Here is a 23,842-nt window from a genome sequence, read left to right as displayed (position 1 = left end):
CCCGACGGGCCGCCTTGCGGCGGGGGCGGGTCGTAGCTCACCGAAAAACCTCCCGGTCCGAACGTGCCAGAACTACGCAGTGCTTCAGCGACCTGCTCGGTTACGTTAACGTGTTCATCCAGCAGTGGGCGTGAACCCGCGCCACTGGAGGCTCATCCACCCCGTCAGGCGAGGACAGCATGCCCAAGTCCAAGGTCCGCAAGAAGGCCGTCTACACGGCGCCGGCCGATCGCCGCACCCCCGTGAAGGTGAAAGCGGCGGGTCCGTCGCATCCGGTCTACATCGCCGTGATGCTCGGCATGATGCTCCTCGGCCTGGCCTGGCTGGTGGTCAACTACATCGCGGGCGAGAAGGTCCCGGTGATGTCGGACCTCGGGAGCTGGAACTTCGGCGTCGGGTTCGCCCTGATGATCATCGGGCTGCTGATGACGATGCGGTGGCGCTGACCACGCACTACGCCGAGTGGCGGACGGCCCGGACGTGCACGCGTCCGGGCCGTCGCACGTCAACCCCGAGTTCACCCGCTTCACCTGTCCGTCACCGAAGCACAGGGATGTAACTCATCCCCATTGGGGACAACTCCTGTGGACAACTTTGCGCCATTTTGCACAAGCCCCGGTAGAGCACTCCAGTTGTCCACATGCGGAACACTCGACGGCGTGACCCCACCCCGTTCCTGGTCGCCGCGACCGGCCGTCGTGGCCCTCGCCTGGCTGCTGGCCGCGACGTCGCTCGTCTTCGCCGTCCTCGGCCCCGAACCCACCACCAGGCTCTTCCTCGGCACGGCGACCGCCTTCCTGCTCGCCCTGGCCGCCTACGGCACGTTCGTCCGGCCGAAGCTCACCGCCGACGACACCGGCCTGACCGTCCGCACCGTGACGGGCCGCCGCCACCTGCCGTGGCACCAGGTGAAGGTGAAGCTCGTCCACACCCGCCGCCTCGGCCGCGAGGTCGCGACCCTGGAGCTGGACTGGCAGCAGGGCGACGACGAGCAGCTGTTCGTCCTCACCCCGATGGACCTCGGCGCCGACCCGCGCGACGTCGCCGACGTGCTGCACGCCCTGCGCCCCTGACGACCCGCCTAACCGAGCTGCGCGGTGCGCACGAACGCCATCACGACCAGCAGCGCGAACGCCGCACCCACCGCCACGCCCTGCCACAGGTCGCGCCTGGCCGGCGGCGCGTAGACCAGCCCGGCCGTCACCGCCGCGCCCACGACCAGCCCGCCCAGGTGCCCGAGCAGCGAGATACCCGGCAGGGTGAAGCTGAGCACGAGGTTCAGGGCGATGACGCCGAGCGCCGAGCCTGGGTTGAGCTTCAACCGCAGCACGGCCACAAGCATCGCGCCCATCAGGCCGTAGACCGCGCCGGACGCGCCCGCGACGGGCGTGTCCACCCCGCCGAACAGGTACACCGCGACCCCGCCGCCCAGCAGCGACACGAGGTAGACGGCCAGGAACCGGACCTTGCCGAACACCGGCTCCAGGTCGCGGCCCAGCACGTACAGGGCGATCATGTTCAGCGCCAGGTGCGCGGGCCCGAAGTGCAGGAACCCGGACGTGACCAGCCGCCACCACTCGCCGAAGTACACCCCGACCGGCCACAGGACCAGGTCGGCGAACAGCGGCGAGCGCGCGTTGCTCACCACGCTGGACGCCTGCACCGCCGTCAGGGCGAACAGCAGGACGTTCACCGCGATCAGCACCGGCGTCACGACCGTGCGCGACGAGAACTCCGCGCCGACGAACGTGCGCGCCGTGCGGACCCCGCGCCGACCCTCGGACACGCAGTCGACGCACTGGTAGCCGACGGACGCCTCGCGCAGGCACTCGGGGCACGCGGGCCGCTCGCACCGGGTGCACCGCAGCCCGGTGACCCGGTCGGGGTGCCGCGCGCAGGCGGCGGCGCCGACCGGGTCACCGGGCGGGACGGGTTCGGTCACGGCTCAGCCGCGCTCGATCGAGACCTTCTCGATCACGACGTCGGTGAGCGGGCGGTCGCCCGCGCCGGTCGGCGCGTTGCCGATCGCGTTCACGACGTTGATCGAGTCCTGGTCGGCGACCTCGCCGAAGATGGTGTGCTTGAAGTTCAGCCACGTGGTCGGCGCGACCGTGATGAAGAACTGCGACCCGTTCGAGTTGGGCCCGGAGTTCGCCATCGCCAGCAGGTAGGGCTTGTTGAACTGGAGCTCCGGGTGGAACTCGTCGGCGAACTTGTAGCCGGGGCCGCCGCGGCCGGTGCCGGTGGGGTCACCGCCCTGGAGCATGAAGCCCGCGATGACGCGGTGGAAGATCGCCCCGTCGTAGAACGGTCCGGTGGCCTCCCCGCGCGCGTTGGCCTCGGTGTAGTCCTTGGTCCCCTCCGCCAGGCCGACGAAGTTCGCCACCGTCTTGGGAGCGTGGTCGGGGAAGAGGTTGATGCGGATGTCGCCCTGCGAGGTGTGCAGGGTCGCCGTCACCTTGGTCCCGACGAGCGAGTCGTTGCTGTCTGCCACTCCTCCATCGTGCCATCCGGGGGCCGGGGGGTTCGGGAAGGGGCAGGATGGGTATTGCCTGGGCGTGACTGGCCGACAGCTTGTGGAGCGCGATATGGATGAGGTGGACGCCATGACCCGAGCCGGGGAGTCGGTGGGCAAGGCGGTCGGCACGGGCCTGCGCGCCGTTCGCCGCGGCGCGGTCCGCGCAGGTCAGGTGGGTGCGGACACCGCCGTCACGTGGGCGGGGCGGGCGGAGGAGAAGCTCGCCGAGCGCGGCGTCACGGCCGACCACCTGCGCGGTGTCGTGGCGGATCGCGCGGGCCTGCTGGTCGAGAAGGCCGAAGAGGTGGAGAAGTCCACCCGGAAGAGGCGCAAGCAGCTCGCGAAGAAGGCCAAGGGCGTCCGCAAGGACGTCGTCAAGGCCACCGAGCGCGCCCGCAAGGAGGCGAAGTCGCGCGCGAAGGACGTGCGCAAGGCCGCCAAGCAGGCGCGCAAGGACTACGCGGCGGCGCAGCGGCCACCGCGCCGCCGGTGGCCGTGGGTGCTCGGCATCCTCGTGGCCGGCCTGGTCGCCGGTTACGTGGCGCTGACCCGCAGGCCCGAGGAGGTGCACCTGGAGGAGGTGGACGAGACCGAGGCCGCCGAGCCGACGCCGCGCGGCACCACCACCGCGGAGCACGCCGCCCGCAACGGCCGGGTCGCCGACGAGAGCGTCACCGACCGCCGCTAGGCGTCCCCGGCAGGAACCCGTCCCGCGCCCGCCCCCGAACGCCGGAGGTGGGCGCGGCCGCACGTCACCGGCTACAGGCCCAGGTTGCCGATCACGGTCTCGGCGATCCGCCGCGCCTTGATGGTCTGCTTCTGGTTGCTCGTCACGACCACCGCGTCACCCTCCTTGGCGACCGCGTAGACCGCGCCCTCCGCACCCGCCAGCGACCCGCCCACCCACCCGTCGGGCGCGCTCGCCGGGCTGGAGTCGGCGACCGGCGCGGCCCGGTCCACCACGGCCTTCGCCGTTTTCGCGTCCCCGTGGAACACCCACACGGACAACTGCACGTCCTCGGCGTTCGCGTAGAAGAAGCAGGCCGGGTCCGGTTGGTCCGCGGACAGCCGGGTCTTGCGCACCAACTGCCCGTTGGCCTCGGCGACGAACGCGGACGCCAGATAAGGACACGTCCCATCAGCGGTCGGCTGCGGCACGGGCGGCGGTCCGGCCGGGGCGGCGGTCGACTGCGTCGCCGGGGCGCTCTTCGCCGTGGTCGGGGTCGGGACGGTCGGGTCCGCCGAGCCGCACGCGGTCAGTGCGCCGAGGACCAGCAGGGACGACAGGGCATTACGCAGCGCTCGGTTCATAGGGCCGTCAGTCAATCAGAATTCCAACAGCGAATCGACAGGGTGACGGCCTAGGCACGTAACGTCATCACGGTTAGGTTGGCCTTACCCCTGCCAGGCCGCCCTGCGATGTGAGGACTGACCCAAGATGAACGTCATTGACCGCGGTCGTGACCACGCCCTCGCGCTCTTCCGGATCGTCATCGGCGTGCTGTTCATGTGCCACGGGGCACAGAAGCTGTTCGGCGTGCTGGGAGCCACGGGCACGGTCCCGATCACCTCCTGGCCGGCGGGACCGGCCGGGCTGATCGAGCTGGTCGGCGGCGCGCTGATCGCCATCGGCCTCGGGACGCGCGTCGCCGCCCTGATCTCGTCGGGGGCGATGGCGTACGCGTACTTCGTGGTGCACCAGCCGGACGGGCTGCTGCCCATCCAGAACAAGGGCGAACTCGCCGCCGTGTACTCCTGGGCCTTCCTGCTCCTGGTGTTCACCGGTCCGGGCGCCTGGGCGCTGGACAAGGTGATCGCGGCCCGCAAGCAACACCACCGGTCGTCATCCCTGGCCAACGCCTGACCAACACGACCAACGCGAAGGGGCACCGCACACCAGTGCGGTGCCCCTTCGCCACACCTCAAGCCCACCCAGGGGAAGCGGCCAGGCCGGCACCCCCCGACCCGGCCACAGCCGACGACGAGACCCGACCACGCCGGGGAGGTCCGGGGCGAAGCCCTCGGACGGGGGTCCGGGGGCGGAAGCCCGCCGGGCGGGGTCCGGGGGTTGCACCCCCGGAAAACGCAACGAGGCGAGGCGGTTCGCGCTCTCCGCGAACACACCTCGCCCATCGACTCGTGGAGACGAGGGGAATCGAACCCCTAACCCCCGCCTTGCAAAGGCGGTGCTCTGCCAATTGAGCTACGTCCCCCGCACGAGGGTCGGCAGCGTACCGCCCTCGCGGGTTCAGTCGGTCGGAGCGGTGGCCTCGCGCCACAGGTCCGCGTCGGCCTTGGCCGAGCGGTTGCGCTTGACGAAGAACAGAACCGCACCGGCGACGGCGACAAGTGCGATGATCTTCTTCACAGCAGTTCCCCTCTGCAATCCTGCGAAACTTCCGGTGGGCCTAGGAGGACTTGAACCTCCGACCTCTTCATTATCAGTGAAGCGCTCTAACCGCCTGAGCTATAGGCCCTCGGGGCAACGACGGCAACAGTACACGATCCGCTGTCGTGGCCCCAAATTGGGGGGTGCCCCACCCGTCCGTCACTCCCGCTCGGACAGGGTCACCTCCAGGCCGCCCGCGAGGTCGGCCGACACGTTGTAGACGAACGCGCCGACCGTCGCCAACGCGGTGAACAGCACGATGTTGACCGCGCCGACGACCGCCGCCACGCCGAACACGCGCCCGGCGCTGATCAGCGGGTCGCCCGACGACTCGTTGCCCTGGAGCAGGTCGTTGGCGGTGTTGTTGATCTTGTCCCACACGCCCATGCCGTTCAGCACGCCGTACAGCACGCCGACCGCCACCAGCCACACGAAGAACAGCGCCACGCTCAGCACCAGCGCCAGCTTCAGCACCGACCACGGGTCGACGCGCTTCACCTGGAGGCTCGCGCGCCGCGGACCGCGACCGGGCCGGCGCGCGGAACCGGGCGACGCGGACCGCCCGTTCGCGGCGCCGAGGTTGACCGACGTCCGGCTGCCGCCCGGCGGCGTGGCCGTCCCGGTGATCGCCGGTCGGGCCACCGCCACCGTGTCCGGGTCGGAGGCCGGGTACGCGGGCTGCTGCGCACCGGCCTCCCCCGGCTGCTCCGGGGCCGGGTCGCCCGGTCCCACCTGCCGCGCCTCGCCGTACTGGGCGTCGCTCGTCACCCGCTGCCAGGGCGGCGGCGCGGCCGGCGCCTCCTGGTCCGGTGTCGTATCGGCACCCGATGAGGTCTGCGCCGTCGGCTGCTCAGGTGTCGCCCCGGCCCCCGGCCGGGTGATCACCGCGGTCTTGTCCTCTGGCTTCTCGGGTGTGGTCACGAGCTGTCCTCAACCTCTCGTTCGCGCTAGTTGGCAGGCTCGGCCTCGGCCTGGTCCCCGCCGTCACCATTGGGGACGTCTCCGGCCTCGTCGGCGTTGCGTGCCACCGCGATCAGAGTGGTCCCCTCGCCGAGGTTCATCAACCGGACGCCCTTCGTCTGCCTGCCCGCTTTGCGCACCTCCACGGCGCTGGTCCGGATGACCCCGCCCGAGGAGGTGATGGCGTACAGCTCGTCGTCCACGTCGACGATGAGCGCGCCGACAAGCCTCCCACGACGCCGGTCGTGCTGGATGGTCAACACACCCTTGCCACCACGACCCTGCACCGGGTAGTCCTCGATCGGCGTGCGCTTGGCGTACCCGCCGTCGGTCGCCACCAAAACAAACAGACCCTCCTGGACGACACCCATCGACAGCAGCTCGTCACCGCTGTTGAACCGCATGCCCAGGACACCGGACGTGGCCCGGCCCATCGGCCGCAGCGCCTCGTCGCTCGCGTGGAACCGGATGGACTGGCCGTCCGCCGACACCAGGAGCAGGTCGTCGTCCGCCGAGCAGAGCACGGCGCCCACCAGCTCGTCGTCGTCGCGCAGGTTGATCCCGATCAGGCCGCCCGAGCGGTTGGAGTCGAAGTCCGACAGCTTGGACTTCTTCACCAGGCCCTTCTTGGTGGCGAGCACCAGGTAGGGCGCGACCTCGTAGTTCTTGATCTGGATGACCTGGGCGATCTCCTCCTCCGGCTGGAACGCCAGGAGGTTCGCCACGTGCTGCCCGCGGGCGTTGCGGTTCGCCTCGGGCAGCTCGTACGCCTTCGCCCGGTACACCCGGCCCTTGTTGGTGAAGAACAGGATCCAGTCGTGCGTGGAGCACACGAAGAAGTGCTGCACGATGTCGTCCTGCTTGAGCTGCGCGCCCTGGACGCCCTTGCCGCCCCGCTTCTGCGAGCGGTACAGGTCGGTCTTGGTGCGCTTCGCGTAACCCGTCCGGGTGATCGTGACGACGACGTCCTCGACCGCGATCAGGTCCTCCATCGACACGTCGCCGTCGAACGGCACGATCCGGGTGCGCCGGTCGTCGCCGTGCTTGTCGACGATCGCCAGCAGCTCCTCGCGCACGATCGCGCGCTGCCGCTCCGGCTTGTCGAGGATGTCCTTGAAGTCCGCGATTTCCAGCTCGATCTCGGCCAGCTGGTCGATGATCTTCTGCCGCTCCAGGGCGGCCAGGCGGCGCAGCTGCATCTCCAGGATCGCGTTCGCCTGGATCTCGTCGACCGCCAGCAGCTCCATCAGGCCGGTGCGCGCCACGTCCGGCGTGTCCGACCGGCGGATCAGGGCGATCACCGCGTCGAGCTGGTCCAGCGCCTTGACCAGGCCGCGCAGGACGTGGGCCCGCTCCTCGGCCTTGCGCAGCCGGAAGCGCGTGCGCCGGACGATGACCTCGATCTGGTGCTTCACGTAGTGCCGGATCATCTGGTCCAGGCGCAGCGTGCGCGGCACCCCGTCGACCAGCGACAGCATGTTCACGCCGAACGAGTACTGGAGCTGGGTGTGCTTGTAGAGGTTGTTCAGCACGACCTTGGCGACCGCGTCCCGCTTGAGCGTGATCACGATCCGCATGCCCGAGCGGCGGTTGGACTCGTCGGCGATGTTCGCGATGCCGGTGAGCTTCTGGTCGCGCACCAGGTTCGCGATGTTCTCCACCAGGTTGTCCGGGTTCACCTGGTAGGGCAGCTCGCTGACGACCAGGATCGTCCGCCCCTTGGCGTCCTCGTCCACGTCCACGACCGCGCGCATCTTCACCGAGCCGCGGCCGGTCCGGTACGCGTCCTCGATGCCCGCCGTGCCCAGGATCTGCCCGTAGGTCGGGAAGTCCGGGCCCTTGATGCGGGCGATCATCGCCTCCAGCGTCTCCTCGTCGGACGCGTCGGGGTTGTCCAGCGCCCAGACGACACCGTCGGCGACCTCGCGCAGGTTGTGCGGCGGGATGTTGGTCGCCATGCCGACCGCGATGCCGGACGAGCCGTTGATCAGCAGGTTCGGGACGCGCGACGGCAGGACCGTCGGCTCCTGGATGCGGCCGTCGTAGTTGTCGCGGAAGTCGACCGTCTCTTCCTCGATGTCCGCGAGCATGTGCATGGCCAGCGGCGTGAGCCGGCACTCGGTGTACCGCATGGCGGCGGCCGGGTCGTTGCCCTGGGAGCCGAAGTTGCCCTGGCCGTCGATCAGCGGGTAGCGCAGCGCCCACGGCTGGGCGAGGCGGACCAGCGCGTCGTAGATCGCCGAGTCGCCGTGCGGGTGGTAGTTGCCCATCACGTCGCCGACCACGCGGGCGCACTTGTTGTAGCTGCGGTCGGGGCGGAAGCCGGAGTCGTACATCGAGTACAGGACGCGCACGTGGACGGGCTTGAGGCCGTCGCGCACGTCGGGCAGCGCTCGTCCCACGATCACGCTCATCGCGTAGTCGATGTACGAGTTCTGCATCTCCTGCTGGATGTCGCGCGGCTCGGTGCGGTCTCCCCCGCTCGGAGGCAGCGTCGTCTCAGTCACGGTTCTTCTTTCCTGTCGGCCGGCGTGGGTGGACTGGCGGGTGCGCTCAGACGTCCAGGAACCGCACGCCCTTGGCGTTGCGGGTGATGAACGAGCGCCGCGCCTCGACGTCCTCGCCCATCAGCACGCTGAACAGCTCGTCGGCGGTGGCCGCGTCGTCCATCGTGACCTGGAGCAGCACCCGGTGGGCAGGGTCCATCGTGGTCTCCCACAGCTCCTCGGCGTTCATCTCGCCGAGGCCCTTGTACCGCTGGATGTTGTCGTCCTTGCCGATCTTCTTGCCCGCCGCGAGGCCCTGCTGGATGAGGCCGTCCCGCTCGCGGTCGGAGTAGGCGTACTCCGGTTCCGCGCGCTGCCACTTGATCTTGTACAGCGGCGGCTGCGCGAGGTACACGTGGCCGTGCTCGATCAGCGGGCGCATGAAGCGGAACAGCAGGGTGAGGAGCAGGGTGCGGATGTGCTGGCCGTCCACGTCGGCGTCGGCCATCAGCACGATCTTGTGGTAGCGCAGCTTGGTCAGGTCGAACTCGTCGTGGATGCCGGTGCCGAGCGCGGTGATCAGCGCCTGGACCTCGTTGTTCTTCAGCACGCGGTCGATGCGCGCCTTCTCCACGTTGATGATCTTGCCCCGGATCGGCAGGATCGCCTGGAACATGGAGTCCCGGCCCTCCTTGGCCGAGCCGCCCGCGGAGTCGCCCTCCACGACGTAGATCTCGCACTCCTCCGGGTTGGTGGAGCGGCAGTCCTTGAGCTTGCCGGGCAGGCCGCCGATGTCCAGCGCGCCCTTGCGGCGGACCAGTTCGCGGGCCTTGCGCGCGGCGATGCGGGCCTGGGCCGAGGACACGGCCTTGGTGACGATGGTCCTGGCCTCGTTCGGGTGACGCTCGAACCAGTCGGCCAGGTGCTCGTTGGTGGACTTCTGCACGAACGACTTGGCCTCGCTGTTGCCCAGCTTGGTCTTCGTCTGGCCCTCGAACTGGGGCTCCTTGAGCTTCACCGAGATGATCGCCGCGAGGCCCTCGCGGATGTCGTCGCCGGTGAGGTTGGAGTCCTTCTCCTTGAGCAGCTTCTTCTCGCGCGCGTACTCGTTGACCACGCGGGTCAGCGCGGCGCGGAAGCCCTCCTCGTGCGTGCCGCCCTCGTGGGTGTTGATCGTGTTGGCGAACGTGTACACCGACGGGGTGTAGCCGGTGTTCCACTGCATCGCGACCTCGACCTCGAGGTCCTCGCCCTTGGCCTCGAACGAGACGACCTTCTGGTGCACGGCCTCGCGGGTGTGGTTGATGTGGCGGACGAAGTCCTCCAGGCCGCCGGGGTAGTGGAAGGTGCGCTCGCGCACGGCCGCGACGTGGCCCTCGGCGTCGGCCTCCTCGTCGGACTCCTGCACGCGCTCGTCGCGCAGGATGATGGTGAGCCCCTTGTTCAGGAACGCCATCTCCTGCAACCGGCGCGCGATGGTCTCGATGTTGTACTCGGTGGTCTCGAAGATCGCCGGGTCCGCCCAGAACGTGATGGACGTGCCGGTCTCGTCGGTCGGCGCGCCCTTGCGCAGCTCGTGCGCGGGCTTGCTGGCCTCGTAGCGCTGGTTCCACGTGAAACCGTCGGTCTTGACCTCCACGTCGATCGCGGTCGACAGCGCGTTCACCACGGAGATGCCGACGCCGTGCAGGCCGCCGGACACCGCGTAGGAGTCGCTGTCGAACTTGCCGCCCGCGTGGAGCTTGGTCAGCACCACCTCCAGGGTGGGCTTCTGCTCCACCGGGTGCATCCCGACCGGGATGCCGCGACCGTCGTCGATCACCCGGATGCCGCCGTCGGCCAGCAGCGTCACGTCGACCACCGTCGCGTAACCGGCCATCGCCTCGTCGACGGAGTTGTCCACGACCTCCTGGATCAGGTGGTGCAGGCCGCGCTCGCCGGTGGACCCGATGTACATGCCCGGCCGCTTGCGGACGGCCTCCAAGCCCTCCAGGACGGTGATCGAAGACGCGCTGTACTCATTCTTCTTGGCTGCCACGGGCCTGGTGTCTCCTCGGACGTCAAGCGACTCGGCACCGGAGGGTGCGACGCTGCGGTCACGCTGTACCCCACGATTCTACTGGGCGAGTCGGCCAGAAACCCACCAAGGACACCTCTGATTTGCTCACAGACGGGCCGAAGTGAAGAGGTAAGGGTCCGTCCGGCGGTGTCAGGGGTGGAAATCGGCTGGTGAGCGCTCACCGCGCCACAGGATCGCCGCTGACGCCCTGGCGAGTCTCACCCGTAGGTGTCACGTGGCCCGCGTCCCGGAACGTGCCTGGGGCCGTAGCGCCAGCTCGGGGCCGCCGGGCCCTGCACCTTCAGCCGCTGGACGACGCCGTCGCCGACGCCCGCCGCGATGCGCTTGAGCAGCTCGCGCTGGAGCAGCCGGAGCTGCGTCGCCCACGCCGTCGAGTCGGCCTGGACGGTCAGCTCGCCGTCACCGAACGCGACCGGCTGCGCGTGCTCGGCGACGTCCTCGCCGACCAGCGCGCCCCACCGCGCGAAGACCTGACCGCCCGCCAGCCGCTCGGCCCAGCCGCGCTCCGCGGCGATGCGCGAGGCCAGGCGACCCAGCGGCTGGGGGTCGCGGTCGTCGGGGCCGGGACCGGACCACCGCCGGCGACGGCGGCGGGCGACGGCGCCCTGGCCGGTCCCGCGGACGACCCGCGAGCCGCGTTCCTTGGCCGACGCGCGAGCGGCCTCCAGGGCGGCGCGGGCGAGGTCCGAGCCCTTCAACCCGCCCGCCGGAGCGGTCTCGGGTGTGGATATGTCCCCTGCGGGGGGTGAGTTATCCACACCATCCACAGGGTTGTCCCCAGTTGTGCTGCCCATCACACCCATTCGGGGGGCATCATCAGGCACGGCGGACCTCCCCGTCGCGGACCTCGAACCGCACGCCTTCCAGTTCCTCCGGCACGTCCTCGGCGACCGCCGCGGTGATCAGCACCTGCTCCGCCGCCGCGGCCACCTTCGCCAGTTGCCGCCGCCGGCCGCGGTCCAGCTCGGCGAACACGTCGTCCAGCACGAGCACCGGTTCCGACCCCTCGGCGCGCAGCATCTCGTACCCACCGAGCCGCAGCGCCAAGGCGAACGACCATGACTCACCGTGACTGGCGTACCCCTTCGCGGGCAGGTCGCCGAGCACCAGGTCGAGGTCGTCGCGGTGCGGTCCGACCAGGCACACGCCGCGCTCGATCTCCTGCGCCCGCACCCGCTGCAACTCCGCCAGCAACGCCGCCTCCAGCGCCTCCGGGTCGTGCGCGTCCGGGAAGGCGTCGCCCAGGCTCGACCGGTACGCGATCCGGGCGGGCCTCGACTCGGGCGCCACGTCCGCGTACGACCGGCCCACGTGCGGCGCGATGCCCGCCACCAGGTCCAGCCGGCCGGCCAACAGCTCCGCGCCGTGCCGGGCCAGGTGCCCGTCCCACACGTCGAGCGTGCCCAGGTCGGCCGACCGCACCGACCGGATGCTCTTCAACAGCGCGCCGCGCTGCCGGAGCACCCGGTCGTAGTCGGCGCGCACCCCCGCGTACCGGGGCGACCGGCTGGTCAGCAGCTCGTCCAGGAACCGCCGCCGCTCACCGGGGTCGCCCCGCACCAGCGCCAGGTCCTCGGGCGCGAACAGCACGGTGCGCAGGATGCCCAGCACGTCGCGCGGGCGCGGCACCGGACCGCGGTTGACCCGCGCGCGGTTCGCCTTCCCCGCCGTGATCTCCAGTTCGACCAGCAGCTCGCGGCCCTCGTTGACCACGGCCGCGCGCACCACCGCGCGCACCGCGCCGTGCCGGATCAGCGGCGCGTCCGTGGCCACGCGGTGCGAGCCGAGGGTGGCCACGTAGCCCAGCGCCTCGACCAGGTTCGTCTTGCCCTGGCCGTTGCGCCCGACCAGCACGCTCACCCCCGGCTCGAACGCCAGGTCGGCCTGCTCCCACGACCTGAAGTCCGCGACCTGTAGGTGCCGGACGTACAACGGCGCTCAGCTCTGCGTGGTGCCGGAACCGGAGGAGGGGCCGGCCGCCTGCACGGCGTGGCCGCCGAACTGGTTGCGCAGCGCGGCGACCGCGCGCATCGCGGGCGAGTCCTCCTGGCGCGAGGCGAACCGGGCGAACAGCGCGGCGGAGATCACCGGCACGGGCACCGCGTGGTTGATCGCCTCCTCGACGGTCCACCGGCCCTCGCCCGAGTCCTCCACGTGGCCGCGCAGGTCGTCCAGCTCCGGGTCCGACTCCAGCGCGCGGACCAGCAGGTCGAGCAGCCAGGACCGGACGACGGTGCCGCGCTGCCACGCCTTGATCGTCGCCGGCACGTCCTTGACCAGCTCGGAGGCGTCCAGCAGCTCGAAGCCCTCGGCGTACGCCTGCATCAGGCCGTACTCGATGCCGTTGTGGACCATCTTCGCGAAGTGGCCCGCGCCGACCTTGCCCGCGTGCGCGAACCCCTCGGCGCGCGGGCCCTCGGGCCGCAGCGCGTCGAAGATCGGCATCGCCCGCTCGACGTCCTCGGGCTCGCCGCCGACCATGAGGCCGTAGCCGTTCTCCAGGCCCCACACGCCACCGGACACGCCGGCGTCGAGGTACGAGATCCCCTTCGCGCCCAGCAGCTCCGCGTTCTTCGCGTCGTCGGTGAACCGCGAGTTGCCGCCGTCGATCACCAGGTCGCCCGCGCTGAGCAGCTCGCCCAGCTCGGCGACGGTCCGCCGGGTGACCTCGCCCGCGGGGACCATCACCCACACCACGCGCGGTGCGTCGAGCCTGGCCACCAGGTCGGCGAGCGACCCGGCGTCGGTCACGTCCGGGTTGCGGTCGTAGCCGACCACCTCGTGACCGGCGCGGCGGATCCGCTCGCGCATGTTGAAGCCCATCTTGCCGAGGCCGACGAGTCCGAGCTGCACGGTCGTTGTCTCCCCTGGTTCGTGGTTGGTCAGCCGGGCAGGCGCACGGGCATGAGCAGGTAGAGGTAGCCCGGCGCCACGTTCCCATCCTCGTCCACCGGCTTCAGCAGCGCCGGGCGGCTCGGGGTGGTGAAGGACAGGTGCGCCCTGGGCGTGCGCACGGCCTGGAGGCCCTCCAGCAGGTACGTCGGGTTGAACGCGATGGTGACGGCGTCGCCCGTGTAGTCGACCTGGATCTCCTCCTCGGCGCTGCCCTCGTCGTCGCCGCCGGCGGACAGCCGCAGCACCGAGTCGACGAACTCCAGCCGGACCTGCGTGCCGCGCTCGGCGACCAGCGACACGCGCTTGATCGCCTGCACCAGCGAGTCGACCTCGATCACGGCGGCGGCCGAGTGCTCGGTCGGCAGCAGCTGGCGGTACTTGGGGAAGTCCGCGTCGAGCAGCCGGGTGGTGGTGCGCCGCCCGGTGCCGGACAGGCCGAGCAGCCCGTCGTTCGCGGCGAGCGACAGCTCGACCTTCGCGCCGGACGCGCCGAGCGTCTTCGCGGAGTCGTTGAGCGTCTTGGCCGGGACGAGGACGGCGACCTCGCCGAGCGACTCGTCCGGCTCCCACGGGAACTCGCGCATCGCCAGCCGGAACCGGTCGGTCGCGACGAGCGTCAGCTTGCCCTCGCCGATCTCCAGGCGGACGCCGGTCAGCATCGGGAGCGTGTCGTCCTTGCCCGCCGCGACGGCGACCTGCGCGACGGCCTCGCCGAACACCTCGCCGGGCAGCTCGCCCGCGAGCTGGGGCATGGACGGCAGCTGCGGGTAGTCCTCCACCGGCATGGTCGGCAGGGAGAAGCGCGCGGAGCCGCAGCTGATCGTCATGCGCGCGCCGTCCACCGCGATCTCCACCGGGTGGTTCGGCAGCGCCTTGGTGATGTCGGCCAGCAGCCGCCCGGAGACGAGCGCCTTGCCACCGTCCGCGATGGTGGCCGGGACACCGCACTGGGCGGACACCTCGTAGTCGAACCCGGAGACGGTCAGCGCCTCACCGGACCCGTCCTCCGCACCGGCATCGAGCAGCACACCACCGAGCACCGGCACCGGTGGCCGGGACGGCAGGCTGCGCGCGACCCAGGCGACGGCGTCGGCCAGGCCGTCGCGCTCGACGCGGATCTTCATGAGGCGTCCTCTCTCGATTCCTCAAGTCGGCATGACCCACAACAGCAGGCGTTGCGGTGGGGTTGGGGAGCCGCGTCCCTCGCCGGATCGCTGTCGACCGTTCCGACCCTCGGCGCGGAGGCTCCCACCGTAGAGCGTCGGGGAGCGGTTCGTCACCTCGGGGCCACGCCCGGGTTCCCCCGGGAGCGGAGCCCTGTCCCCGGGATCGACCCCCGCCTGTTTTTTCTTTGTTCATCTCCTCAAGGGAGAGAACAGCAACAGCAGTAAGGGCTGTGGACAGTGTGGACAACCGCTGTCCTCGCAGCTCGTCGCCCGTCCGGAGGTGTGGACAGGTACGGGGTGTCACCCGGGGACAAGTCGGGGCACCCGGGGAGAACCACGGGCCTGCTCCGTTCGGTCCACAGATCGCCCGAGTTGTCCCCGGGTGCATCCCCGGGTGTGGGTCGAGTTGTACCCGGGTGCTGCACAGGGTGATCGTGGCCTGGATCTCCCCCGATCGGCGACTTCGCGGGGCCCTGTGGACGGCTCGTCGCCCCCGGTTCACCTGGAATCCCGGTGCGGCCACCCGGGTCGCGAGCCGTCCCGAGGGGTGCCGCGGGCGGGGTCGGCGGCGTCCGCCGAGGTGGTGCCCGGGGGCGCGCGGAGCGGTCCGCGGCGGCTGATCACCGGTCCGGCGCGGGTGGAATCCGGCGGTGCCGGCGGGCCCGCGCGGGGCGCGCCGCCGGGGTGTCCGCCACGCGGGCCGGGCGCGGTCCGGCCGACACCCGGGTGCCGGCCCGACACCCGGGTGCGCCGGGCGTCCCCCCGGGGGTGGACCGGGTACCCGGGTGTCGGGCCGGCGTCGCGTGGGCGCGGGGACCCGGGGGCGCGCGAGGGCCCCGGGCGCGGGCGGGGCGAGCCGGGGCACGGGAGCGGGCGGGGTGTCGGCTGGGTGGCAGCCCGAAGGGCGGTGCCGGGGGCACTGCCCGGGGATCGCTCGGGGGTCGCTCGGGGCAACCGCTCAGGGACGGCGGTTCGAGCGCGGCGGTCCTGGCGGCGGCCGCTCCAGGGGGGCGGCCGTGCAGAGGGCGACCGTGCAGGCGGCCGTGCAGGGAGGGCGCCGTGCGGCGGAGGCCGCTCAGGGGGTGTGGCGCGCCCGCTGCTTGATGCGCGAGGTCAGCTCCTGGACCTGCTCGTACACCCGGCGGCGCTCGGCCATCTCCTTGCGGATCTTCTTGTCCGCGTGCATGACCGTCGTGTGGTCCCGGCCGCCGAACGTCTGCCCGATCTTCGGCAGCGACAGGTCCGTCAGCTCCCGGCACAGGTACATGGAGATCTGCCGCGCCTGGGCCAGCACCTTCGTCTTGCCCGGACCGCACAGGTCGTCGATGGACACGCTGAAGAACTCCGCCGTCACGGCCATGATGGTCGGCGCGGTGATCTCCGGCGCGTGCGAGTCCGGGATCAGGTCGCGCAGCACTATCTCCGCGAGCTGCACGTCCACCGGCTGGCGGTTGAGCGACGCGAACGCCGTCACCCGGATGAGCGCGCCCTCCAGCTCCCGGATGTTGCGCTCGATCCGGGCCGCGATGAACTCCAGCACCTCGGCGGGCGCGGCCAGGCGGTCCTGGGCGGCCTTCTTGCGGAGGATCGCGATCCGCGTCTCCAACTCGGGCGGCTGGATGTCGGTGATCAGGCCCCACTCGAACCGCGTGCGCAGCCGGTCCTCCAGCGTCTCCAGCCGCTTGGGCGGCCGGTCGGAGGACACGACGATCTGCTTGTTGGAGTTGTGGAGGGTGTTGAACGTGTGGAAGAACTCCTCCTGGGTGCCTTCCTTGCCCTCCAGGAACTGGATGTCGTCCACCAGCAGCACGTCGATGTCGCGGTAGCGCCGCTGGAACGCCACCTTGCGGTCGTCGCGCAGCGAGTTGATGAAGTCGTTCGTGAACTCCTCGGTCGACACGTACCGGACGCGCATGCCGGGGAACAGCCGCTGCGCGTAGTGCCCGACGGCGTGCAGCAGGTGCGTCTTGCCCAGGCCCGACTCGCCCCAGATGAACAGGGGGTTGTAGGCGCGGGCGGGCGCCTCGGCCACCGCCACCGCCGCCGCGTGGGCGAACCGGTTGGACGCGCCGATGACGAACGTGTCGAAGTTGTACTTCTCGTTGAGCCTGGTCTGCGACGACGCCGGGTTCGCGGGCCGGGTGAACGGCGTGCCGCTCGGCGCGCCGCCGCTGAACGTCGGCCAGATCTCGGTGACGGCGGCGAGCGCGTCGCCCTCCTCGTCGACCTCGTCGTCGTTGTCCGCCTCGTCGCCCACCACGACGGGCAGCTCGGGCGGCGGCAGGACGCCGTTGCCGATGCCGGGCACCGGGACGGGCGCGCCGGCGGCCACCGGGATGGGCGTGGTCGGCGGTCCGTTGACCGGCTCCGGCGAGTCGACCTTCACCGCCAGCGACACGGCCCGCCCGAGCCGGCGGGACAGCGCGGCCGTGATGGGCTCGCGCAGCGCCCGCTCGATCGCCTCCTTGGCGAAGTCGGACGGCGCGGCCAACAGCGCGGTGCCGTCGAGCAGACCGATGGGACGGGTCACGCGCATCCACGCGCGCTGCTGCGGCGACAGGGTGCTGGCGGCCAGCTCCTGCACGACCTGCTCCCACACTCGACCCAGGTCGGCCTGGTGGTCGGACACCTCCGCGTCCCCTCCCCTCGGTGTGACTCCCCGGCGGTCAATCCCGACGGGGGATTGCCACGACGTGGACACGGAGAATAGAGGCATCCACAGAGTTATCCACAACTGTGCACGAACGGGGGTCGGAGGGGAGCGGCGCCCCCGTCGCTTCCGATCACCCGGCGGTGGCGTGTGGCGACCTGGCGTCGGCCCACGGCGACCCGCGAAGGCAGCACGCTAACAAGGCGCGGGCCGTGCCACAAGGCGGAGGGCCGCCGCAAGCGTTTTCCCGGCCCGGCGCGCGCCGATCGGCCGTGGCGTGCGACACGCCGCACCCACCCCCGATTTGAGTCGCGCACCCGGGGCTGCGTACCCTGGACCGGTCTCCGCTTGCGAGGCGTGCTCTTGGCGCGCCCAAGGACCCGCTGGGGACAACCACAGACGTTGACAACGGGAGTCCGACCGTGAGCAAGGGTAAGCGCACCTTCCAGCCCAACAACCGCCGCCGCGCGAAGACGCACGGCTTCCGGCTGCGTATGCGCACCCGTGCCGGTCGCGCCATCCTGGCCGCGCGCCGCAGCAAGGGCCGCAAGCAGCTGTCCGCCTGATCGCCGCAGCGCCGTGCTCCCGGCGGCCAACCGGCTGACCCGCAGCCAGGACTTCGGCCTGGTGGTCCGCCGAGGCCGCCGGGCCGGCCGGCCCCGGCTGGTCGTGCACGTCCTGCTGCCCTCGTCGGCGCGGCCCCGCCGGGCCGACGACGGGCCACCTCCGTCGGCGCAGCCCACCTTGGACCCGTCCAAGGTGGGCTTCGTCGTGAGCAAGGCGGTGGGCAACTCCGTGGTGCGCCACCGGGTGAGCCGCCGGCTGCGGCACCTGGTGCGCGGCAGGCTGGCCGAGTTGCCCGCCGGGACGTGCCTGGTCGTGCGCGCCCTCGCCCCCGCGGCCGAGGCGTCCAGCGCCGAGCTGGGCGAGGACCTCGACGCGGCGCTGCGCAAGGTGCTCCGATGACCGACCGGGTGAACCCCGTGACGCGGGTGTTGGTGCTGCCGATCCGGTTCTACCAGCGGTTCATCTCCCCCGCGCTGCCCCCGACCTGTCGTTTCCACCCGAGTTGCAGCACGTACGCGGTGGAGGCGCTGACCGTCCACGGTCCGCTGCGCGGCTCCTGGCTGGCCATCCGCCGGCTGGGGCGCTGCGGACCCTGGCACCCTGGTGGCCTGGACCCCGTTCCGCCGAGGCGGACCACGGTCCCCGACCTTCCTGCCGAGGAGTAGCCAGTGCTCAACTTCATCTACTACCCGGTGTCCTTCATCCTGTGGTGTTGGCACTGGGTGTTCGGCCACATCTTCGGCGAGTCGAGCGGGTTCGCGTGGGCACTGTCCGTGGTGTTCCTCGTCTTCACGCTGCGCGCCCTGCTCTTCAAGCCGTTCGTCGGCCAGGTGCGGTCGATGCGGAAGATGCAGGAGTTCGCGCCCGAGCTCCAGAAGATCAAGAAGAAGTACGCGAACGACCGCCAGCGCCAGGCGCAGGAGATGCAGAAGCTCCAGTCCGAGCACGGGGTGAACCCGCTCGGCGGCTGCCTGCCGATGCTGGTGCAGATCCCGGTGTTCATCGGCCTGTTCCACGTGCTGCGCTCGTTCAAGCCCGGCTGGGGCGAGGTGTACTTCTTCGACGCCGCGGGCGTGAAGTCGTTCGTCGAGGCGAAGCTGTTCGGCGCGAACCTGTCGACGTTCATCACGATGCCGGAGCGCGAGCTGGCCCAGTTCGCGACCGACCGGAACGCGGTGCTGCTGGTCGCGATCCCGATGATGATCGTCGCGTCGATCGCCACGCACTTCACCGCGCGGCACTCGGTGGCGCGGCAGACGCAGGCGGCGGCGGACAACCCGCAGACCGCCATCATGAACAAGCTGACGCTCTACATCTTCCCGCTGGGCGTCCTGGTCGGTGGCCTCTTCTTCCCCATCGCCATCCTGCTCTACTGGCTGAGCAACAACGCGTGGACGCTCGCGCAGCAGCACTTCGTGTACCACCGCATCGACCGCGAGGAAGCGCAGAAGAAGGAAGCGGCGACGCAGCAGCGCCAGGCGCTCGCGCCCCGGCCGGGCGTGAAGCCGAGGCCGGGCGCCAAGCCCGCGCCGGGCGCCAAGTCCGCCGCCGGCGCGAAGCCCTCGGCCGGCGCGAAGCCCGCCGGCGGTGCGAAGCCGGCCGGCAAGCCCGCGGCCGGGAAGGACACGCCGCCCTCGGACGAGCCCGCCGCGAACGGCAAGCCGTCCACCGAGATCCCCGGTCTGAGCCCAGACCGATCCCCGGGCAAGAAGCAGGGCAACAAGAGGCGTCGTTGACCCTGGAGAGGAGACATCGTGTCGGAGACGTTGCAGGCGAGCGACGTGGACGCACCGGAGGCTGAGGAGGCCCCGCCGGCGCGGTCGGGGAGTTCGGAGGACCTGCTCGTCCAAGAGGGCGACATCGCGGGCGACTACCTCGAACGGCTGCTCGACCTGCTCGACTACGACGGTGACATCGACCTCGACGTCGAGGCGGGTCGGGCGATCGTGAGCATCGACGGCGGTGACGACCTGGAGAAGCTGGTCGGCGCTCGCGGCACCGTGCTGGAGTCGCTACAGGAGCTGACCCGGCTGGCGGTGCAGCAGGAGACGGGCGTGCGCAGCCGGCTCATGCTCGACATCGCCGGGTGGCGGGCCGGTCGGCGCGCCGAGCTGGCGGAGCTGGGCAAGACCACGGCGGAGAAGGTCGCGGCGACCGGTGAGAAGGTGCGGCTGCACCCGATGACCCCGTTCGAGCGGAAGGTCGTGCACGACGCCGTCGCGGCGGTGGCCGGCGTGCACAGCGAGAGCGAGGGCGAGGAGCCGCAGCGCCGGGTCGTGGTGCTGCCCAAGCCCTGAGCGGGACCTGACGAGCGGCCCCCGGTTTCACGTGAAACCGGGGGCCGCTTTGTCGTGCGAGGCCGGCGCCCGCTCGCCGCGGTTGTGCCGAGGGGCGTGCGGACTCGGAAGCAGGCGCTTCGGTGGGTGGTCATCACACGGTCCGGTGGGTGGTCGGACCGCCGGTGTGACCGGCTCGGTGATCGGCTTCCCGCAGGGGTCTTCCCTCCCGCACGTTCCACGTGAAACGGTCCGAGGATGAGTGAGATCATCCGGAAGCTGCGCGTCGCCGCGTACGCGGTGATCATCGACGACGGGCGCATCCTGCTGTCGCGGTGGCTGGGGCCGGAGCGGCCGAGGTGGATCCTCCCCGGCGGGGGCATAGACCACGGGGAGGACCCGTACGACGCGGTGGTGCGCGAGGTGTTCGAGGAGACCGGCTACCACGCCGAGGTGCGGCGGTTGCTCGGCATCCAGAACGTGCGCGGACCCCTCAACCGGGACGGCGAGGACCTCGACTACCACCGCCTTCGCATCCTGTACGAAGCGGCGGTCGTCGGCGGGGAGCTGACCTACGAGGTCGACGGCACCACCGATCAGGCGGCGTGGTTCCCGCTGGAGGAGGTCCCCGCGCTCGACCACGTCGAGTCCGTCGACGTCGGCCTGGAGATGTACCGGACCCGCCCGCTCGACGGCCGCATCCCCCGTTTCACGTGAAACGCAGTCGATCTCGTCACGCGATTTGGCGTGTCGCCGGGGTGATCCGTCATAGTGGGCGTCGGCACAGTGGCGGGCCGCTGGACGCCCCCCTGGACGCCCCCACCACTCCACCGGCGCGCAGCACCGCCGTGTGGTTTCACGTGAAACGACGGAGACATGGCCGCAGCTCTGGAGGACCGCGCCAAGCGGGTGTTCGGTGACCACTACCCCGAGGCGGTCGCTTTCACCGACCTGCTCGTCGAGCACGGCGTCGAACGCGGGCTCATCGGACCGCGCGAGGTCGACCGCCTCTGGGAGCGGCACATCCTGAATTCGGCCGTCGTCGCGGAGTTGCTTCCCCGGAATTGCCGCGTCGTGGACGTAGGCTCGGGCGCGGGCTTGCCGGGCATCCCCCTGGCGATCGCCCGACCCGACCTCGACCTGACGCTCCTGGAGCCGATGGCCCGTCGGGTGGCGTGGCTGACCGAGGTGGTCGACACGCTCGGGCTCCGGGTCGAGGTGGTCCGGGGACGGGCCGAGGAGGCGGCGGTGCGGGAGCGGCTGTCCGGGAGCGACGTCGTGACGGCGCGTGCCGTCGCACCGCTGGAACGGCTCGCCGGGTGGTGCCTGCCGCTCCTCCGACCCGGTGGCCGGCTGGTCGCCCTCAAGGGCGAGAGCGCCGCGGAGGAACTGGAACGTGACGCCCTGGCGGTGCGCCGGGCCGGGGGCACCCGGTCCCGCGTCACCACCTGTGGCGGCGATGTACTCGAACTGCCGACGACGGTCGTGCTCGTGGAGCGCGACGAGCAGGCGAGCGGCCGTGACGGCGCGCGTCGCAGAAGGAAGGATCGGTGACCGTGTACCCCGACCCCTTGCAGCCGGTGTTCCAGTCGGCCGGCGTTTCACGTGAAACCGGGCCGACCGGGACAGTGGGTGCGGGGGAAGTGCTCCGCCCCGACCGCGGACCGTCCAGCGACCGGCCGTCCCCCGACGGACCGATCACCGGAGGCTCGGTCAACGGCTCGACCTACGGCTCGACCGCCCACGGCTCGGACGACAACGCAGGAGACAGCACCGTGTGGACCCCCATCGCGGAGGAAGCAGCGCGCGCTACCCGTGTGCTGCACCCCGACTCCTCCCAACTCCCCCGGCCGGCCCGCCGCCGCGTCCTCACCGTGGCGAACCAGAAGGGCGGCGTCGGCAAGACCACCAGCACGGTGAACCTGGCCGCCGCGCTCGCCATCCACGGGCTCAAGGTGCTCGTGATCGACCTCGACCCGCAGGGCAACGCGAGCACCGCGCTGGCCGTCGAGCACCGCTCCGGCACGCCGTCGGTGTACGAGGTGCTGATCGGCGAGCTGTCCGTCGCCGAGGCGGCCCAGGTGAGCAACCAGTCCCCCAACCTGTACTGCGTGCCCGCCACGATCGACCTCGCGGGCGCCGAGATCGAACTCGTCTCGATGGTCGCCCGCGAGTCCAGGCTCAAGGAGGCGCTCAGCCCCGAGGCGCTGGACCCGATCCGCCCGGACTACGTGTTCATCGACTGCCCGCCGTCGCTGGGCCTGCTGACCGTCAACGCGATGGTCGCGGCCCAGGAGGTGCTGATCCCGATCCAGTGCGAGTACTACGCGCTGGAGGGGCTGGGGCAGCTGCTGCGGAACATCGAGCTGGTCCAGGCGCACCTCAACCCGACGCTGAGCGTGTCCACGATCCTGCTCACCATGTACGACGGCCGCACCAAGCTGGCCGACCAGGTGACCAGCGAGGTGCGCGGCCACTTCGGCGACACGGTCCTCCGAACGGTGATCCCGCGCAGCGTGAAGGTCTCCGAGGCACCAGGATTCGGTCAGACGGTGCTCACCTACGACCCCGGCTCACGGGGCGCGATGAGCTACCTCGACGCGGCACGCGAGATCGCCGAACACGGCGCGGAGATGGGGACGGCATGACGGAGCAGCGCAAGGGTGGCCTCGGCCGCGGGCTCGCGGCCCTGATCCCGAGCGGCCCGCCGGTGGGTGCGCCGACCCCGATCCGGGTCGTCCCGAACGGCGCCACCCCTGCGCCCTCCCCCGACGCGTCGCCGTCGGGCGAGGTGGCCGGCGCGGTGTACCAGGAGCTGCCGGTCACCGCGATCCGCACGAACCCCAAGCAGCCGCGGCAGGTGTTCGACGAAGAGGCGCTGCGCGAGCTGGAGCACTCGATCCGCGAGTTCGGCCTGATGCAGCCGATCGTGGTGCGCGAGGTCGGACCGGGCGCGTACGAGCTGGTGATGGGTGAGCGGCGCTGGCGCGCCACCCAGCTCGCGGGGCTGAAGACGATCCCGGCGATCGTCCGGCAGACCGCCGACGACGTGATGCTCCGGGACGCCCTGCTGGAGAACATCCACCGCGTCCAGCTCAACCCGCTGGAGGAGGCGGCGGCGTACCAGCAGCTGCTCCAGGAGTTCGGCGTCACCCACGAGGAGCTGGCCGACCGCATCGGCCGCAGCCGCCCGGTCGTGACGAACACGATCCGGCTGCTGAAGCTGCCCCTCCCCGTGCAGCGGCGGGTGGCGGCGGGCGTGCTGACGGCGGGTCACGCGCGGGCGTTGCTGGGGGTGGACGACCCCGGTGTGCAGGAGGAGCTGGCGACCCGGATCGTGGCCGAGGGCATGTCGGTACGGGCGACCGAGGAAGCGGTGACGCTGGCGAAGTCGGCCGAACCGGCGAAGGCCAAGCAGGTGCGGCGAAAGCAGATCCAGGCGCCGGGGTTGCAGGAGCTGGCCGAGCGCCTGTCGGACAACTTCGACACCCGCGTGAAGGTCGAGCTGGGTCAGCGGAAGGGCCGGATCGTGGTCGAGTTCGGGTCGGTGGACGACCTGGAGCGCATCGTCCGGATGATGTCGCCGGAAGGGACAAATCGGACACGTTCGATGGACGTGTGATCACCCACGGGCCTTATGTCACGGTGACGATTACGGGGTGTCACTGTGTTGGATTGACCCGCCTCCGGCGGGTCGGCTCGGTCGCTGTGTCGGATTGACCCGCCTTCGGCGGGTCGGCTCGGTCGCCTGGGAGTCGGCCGTCCGCCGCGCCGCTCTGCCGTCGATCGAAAAGCGTGATCGACGGCAGAGCGGGGCACCGGACGGCCGACGCGACCTCGCGGGTGCGGGGGCGG

24 protein-coding genes, 2 tRNA genes and 1 pseudogene are annotated in these 23,842 nt (G+C 71.1%); 13 read left to right on the top strand and 14 right to left on the bottom strand.

Annotation, left to right across the window (positions count from 1 at the left end; all coding sequences use genetic code 11):
- Positions 1-179: 179 nt before the first annotated feature.
- A complete protein-coding gene (crgA, locus tag C8E97_RS01725) occupies positions 180-446 on the top strand; it encodes a cell division protein CrgA (protein ID WP_121000986.1) in 267 nt (88 codons plus the stop codon).
- A 213-nt stretch (positions 447-659) separates the two neighbouring features.
- On the top strand, positions 660-1,073 hold the full coding sequence (locus tag C8E97_RS01720) for a PH domain-containing protein (RefSeq protein ID WP_246018604.1): 414 nt from the start codon (positions 660-662) through the stop codon (positions 1,071-1,073).
- Positions 1,074-1,081: 8 nt separating this feature from the next.
- Here C8E97_RS01720 and C8E97_RS01715 read toward each other — a convergent pair whose 3' ends face one another.
- Both C8E97_RS01715 and C8E97_RS01710 read right to left on the bottom strand, forming a co-directional pair.
- Complete coding sequence (locus C8E97_RS01715; protein WP_121000982.1) at positions 1,082-1,942, bottom strand: rhomboid family intramembrane serine protease; 861 nt, start codon at positions 1,940-1,942, stop codon at positions 1,082-1,084.
- Positions 1,943-1,945: 3 nt separating this feature from the next.
- Positions 1,946-2,494, bottom strand: a complete 549-nt coding sequence (locus tag C8E97_RS01710) for a peptidylprolyl isomerase (protein WP_121000980.1) — start codon at positions 2,492-2,494, stop codon at positions 1,946-1,948.
- A gap of 112 nt (positions 2,495-2,606) precedes the next feature.
- On the opposite strand from C8E97_RS01710, the gene C8E97_RS01705 reads away from it, so the two are divergent.
- The gene (locus tag C8E97_RS01705) at positions 2,607-3,206 is read left to right on the top strand and encodes a hypothetical protein (protein ID WP_170211580.1); all 600 of its coding nucleotides are present in this window, start codon (positions 2,607-2,609) and stop codon (positions 3,204-3,206) included.
- Between the two features lie 71 nt (positions 3,207-3,277).
- Here C8E97_RS01705 and C8E97_RS01700 read toward each other — a convergent pair whose 3' ends face one another.
- Complete coding sequence (locus tag C8E97_RS01700; RefSeq protein ID WP_121000976.1) at positions 3,278-3,829, bottom strand: DUF2020 domain-containing protein; 552 nt, start codon at positions 3,827-3,829, stop codon at positions 3,278-3,280.
- Between the two features lie 127 nt (positions 3,830-3,956).
- On the opposite strand from C8E97_RS01700, the gene C8E97_RS01695 reads away from it, so the two are divergent.
- Entirely contained in the window at positions 3,957-4,382 is a 426-nt protein-coding gene (locus C8E97_RS01695) for a DoxX family protein (RefSeq protein ID WP_121000974.1), read from the top strand.
- A 276-nt stretch (positions 4,383-4,658) separates the two neighbouring features.
- Here the strand turns inward: C8E97_RS01695 and C8E97_RS01690 are convergent.
- The 11 genes and pseudogenes from C8E97_RS01690 to dnaA all read right to left on the bottom strand — a co-directional run bounded on the left by C8E97_RS01690 (position 4,659) and on the right by dnaA (position 17,123).
- Positions 4,659-4,731: transfer RNA gene (locus C8E97_RS01690), tRNA-Ala, on the bottom strand.
- Positions 4,732-4,769: 38 nt separating this feature from the next.
- A pseudogene (locus C8E97_RS35135) lies at positions 4,770-4,886 on the bottom strand (DLW-39 family protein); the annotation flags it as partial.
- 35 nt (positions 4,887-4,921) lie between these two features.
- Positions 4,922-4,995: transfer RNA gene (locus C8E97_RS01685), tRNA-Ile, on the bottom strand.
- Positions 4,996-5,066: 71 nt separating this feature from the next.
- Positions 5,067-5,828, bottom strand: coding sequence for a DUF3566 domain-containing protein (locus tag C8E97_RS01680; protein WP_121000972.1), 762 nt, complete (start codon positions 5,826-5,828; stop codon positions 5,067-5,069).
- A gap of 26 nt (positions 5,829-5,854) precedes the next feature.
- Positions 5,855-8,374 (bottom strand): DNA gyrase subunit A, encoded by a 2,520-nt coding sequence (gyrA, locus tag C8E97_RS01675; RefSeq protein ID WP_121000970.1) that lies wholly within the window; start codon positions 8,372-8,374, stop codon positions 5,855-5,857.
- Between the two features lie 46 nt (positions 8,375-8,420).
- Positions 8,421-10,391 (bottom strand): DNA topoisomerase (ATP-hydrolyzing) subunit B, encoded by a 1,971-nt coding sequence (gyrB, locus tag C8E97_RS01670; RefSeq protein WP_121000968.1) that lies wholly within the window; start codon positions 10,389-10,391, stop codon positions 8,421-8,423.
- 239 nt (positions 10,392-10,630) lie between these two features.
- Positions 10,631-11,131 (bottom strand): DciA family protein, encoded by a 501-nt coding sequence (locus C8E97_RS01665; RefSeq protein WP_342776168.1) that lies wholly within the window; start codon positions 11,129-11,131, stop codon positions 10,631-10,633.
- 118 nt (positions 11,132-11,249) lie between these two features.
- Entirely contained in the window at positions 11,250-12,365 is a 1,116-nt protein-coding gene (gene recF, locus C8E97_RS01660) for a DNA replication/repair protein RecF (protein WP_121000965.1), read from the bottom strand.
- A 6-nt stretch (positions 12,366-12,371) separates the two neighbouring features.
- Positions 12,372-13,286, bottom strand: coding sequence for a phosphogluconate dehydrogenase (NAD(+)-dependent, decarboxylating) (gene gnd / locus C8E97_RS01655; RefSeq protein ID WP_121000963.1), 915 nt, complete (start codon positions 13,284-13,286; stop codon positions 12,372-12,374).
- 29 nt (positions 13,287-13,315) lie between these two features.
- Positions 13,316-14,452 (bottom strand): DNA polymerase III subunit beta, encoded by a 1,137-nt coding sequence (dnaN, locus tag C8E97_RS01650; RefSeq protein ID WP_121000961.1) that lies wholly within the window; start codon positions 14,450-14,452, stop codon positions 13,316-13,318.
- Between the two features lie 1,117 nt (positions 14,453-15,569).
- The gene (gene dnaA, locus C8E97_RS01645) at positions 15,570-17,123 is read right to left on the bottom strand and encodes a chromosomal replication initiator protein DnaA (RefSeq protein WP_121000959.1); all 1,554 of its coding nucleotides are present in this window, start codon (positions 17,121-17,123) and stop codon (positions 15,570-15,572) included.
- A gap of 443 nt (positions 17,124-17,566) precedes the next feature.
- Between dnaA and rpmH the strand changes: the two genes are divergently transcribed.
- From rpmH to C8E97_RS01600, 9 genes are all read left to right on the top strand, one after another.
- Positions 17,567-17,710, top strand: coding sequence for a 50S ribosomal protein L34 (rpmH, locus tag C8E97_RS01640; protein WP_033428178.1), 144 nt, complete (start codon positions 17,567-17,569; stop codon positions 17,708-17,710).
- A 13-nt stretch (positions 17,711-17,723) separates the two neighbouring features.
- The gene (rnpA, locus tag C8E97_RS01635) at positions 17,724-18,110 is read left to right on the top strand and encodes a ribonuclease P protein component (protein WP_121000957.1); all 387 of its coding nucleotides are present in this window, start codon (positions 17,724-17,726) and stop codon (positions 18,108-18,110) included.
- Positions 18,107-18,376, top strand: coding sequence for a membrane protein insertion efficiency factor YidD (gene yidD, locus C8E97_RS01630; protein ID WP_121000955.1), 270 nt, complete (start codon positions 18,107-18,109; stop codon positions 18,374-18,376). Before rnpA ends, yidD begins: the two co-directional genes overlap by 4 nt.
- Positions 18,377-18,379: 3 nt before the next feature.
- On the top strand, positions 18,380-19,447 hold the full coding sequence (gene yidC, locus C8E97_RS01625; protein WP_121000953.1) for a membrane protein insertase YidC: 1,068 nt from the start codon (positions 18,380-18,382) through the stop codon (positions 19,445-19,447).
- 18 nt (positions 19,448-19,465) lie between these two features.
- A complete protein-coding gene (locus C8E97_RS01620; RefSeq protein ID WP_121000951.1) occupies positions 19,466-20,008 on the top strand; it encodes a Jag family protein in 543 nt (180 codons plus the stop codon).
- A 237-nt stretch (positions 20,009-20,245) separates the two neighbouring features.
- A complete protein-coding gene (locus tag C8E97_RS01615; protein WP_121000949.1) occupies positions 20,246-20,704 on the top strand; it encodes an NUDIX hydrolase in 459 nt (152 codons plus the stop codon).
- Between the two features lie 159 nt (positions 20,705-20,863).
- A complete protein-coding gene (gene rsmG, locus C8E97_RS01610; RefSeq protein WP_121000947.1) occupies positions 20,864-21,541 on the top strand; it encodes a 16S rRNA (guanine(527)-N(7))-methyltransferase RsmG in 678 nt (225 codons plus the stop codon).
- Between the two features lie 221 nt (positions 21,542-21,762).
- A complete protein-coding gene (locus C8E97_RS01605) occupies positions 21,763-22,635 on the top strand; it encodes a ParA family protein (RefSeq protein WP_121010573.1) in 873 nt (290 codons plus the stop codon).
- Positions 22,632-23,609 carry a ParB/RepB/Spo0J family partition protein gene (locus C8E97_RS01600; RefSeq protein WP_121000945.1) on the top strand — a complete coding sequence of 326 codons (978 nt, stop codon included), beginning with the start codon at positions 22,632-22,634 and terminating at the stop codon, positions 23,607-23,609. The genes C8E97_RS01605 and C8E97_RS01600 overlap by 4 nt, the downstream gene beginning before the upstream one ends.
- Positions 23,610-23,842 lie beyond the last annotated feature (233 nt).

It is taken from the genome of Saccharothrix australiensis (genome assembly GCF_003634935.1).
GTDB classification, from domain to species: domain Bacteria; phylum Actinomycetota; class Actinomycetes; order Mycobacteriales; family Pseudonocardiaceae; genus Actinosynnema; species Actinosynnema australiense.
This window is presented reverse-complemented; position numbering and strand designations above follow the sequence as displayed.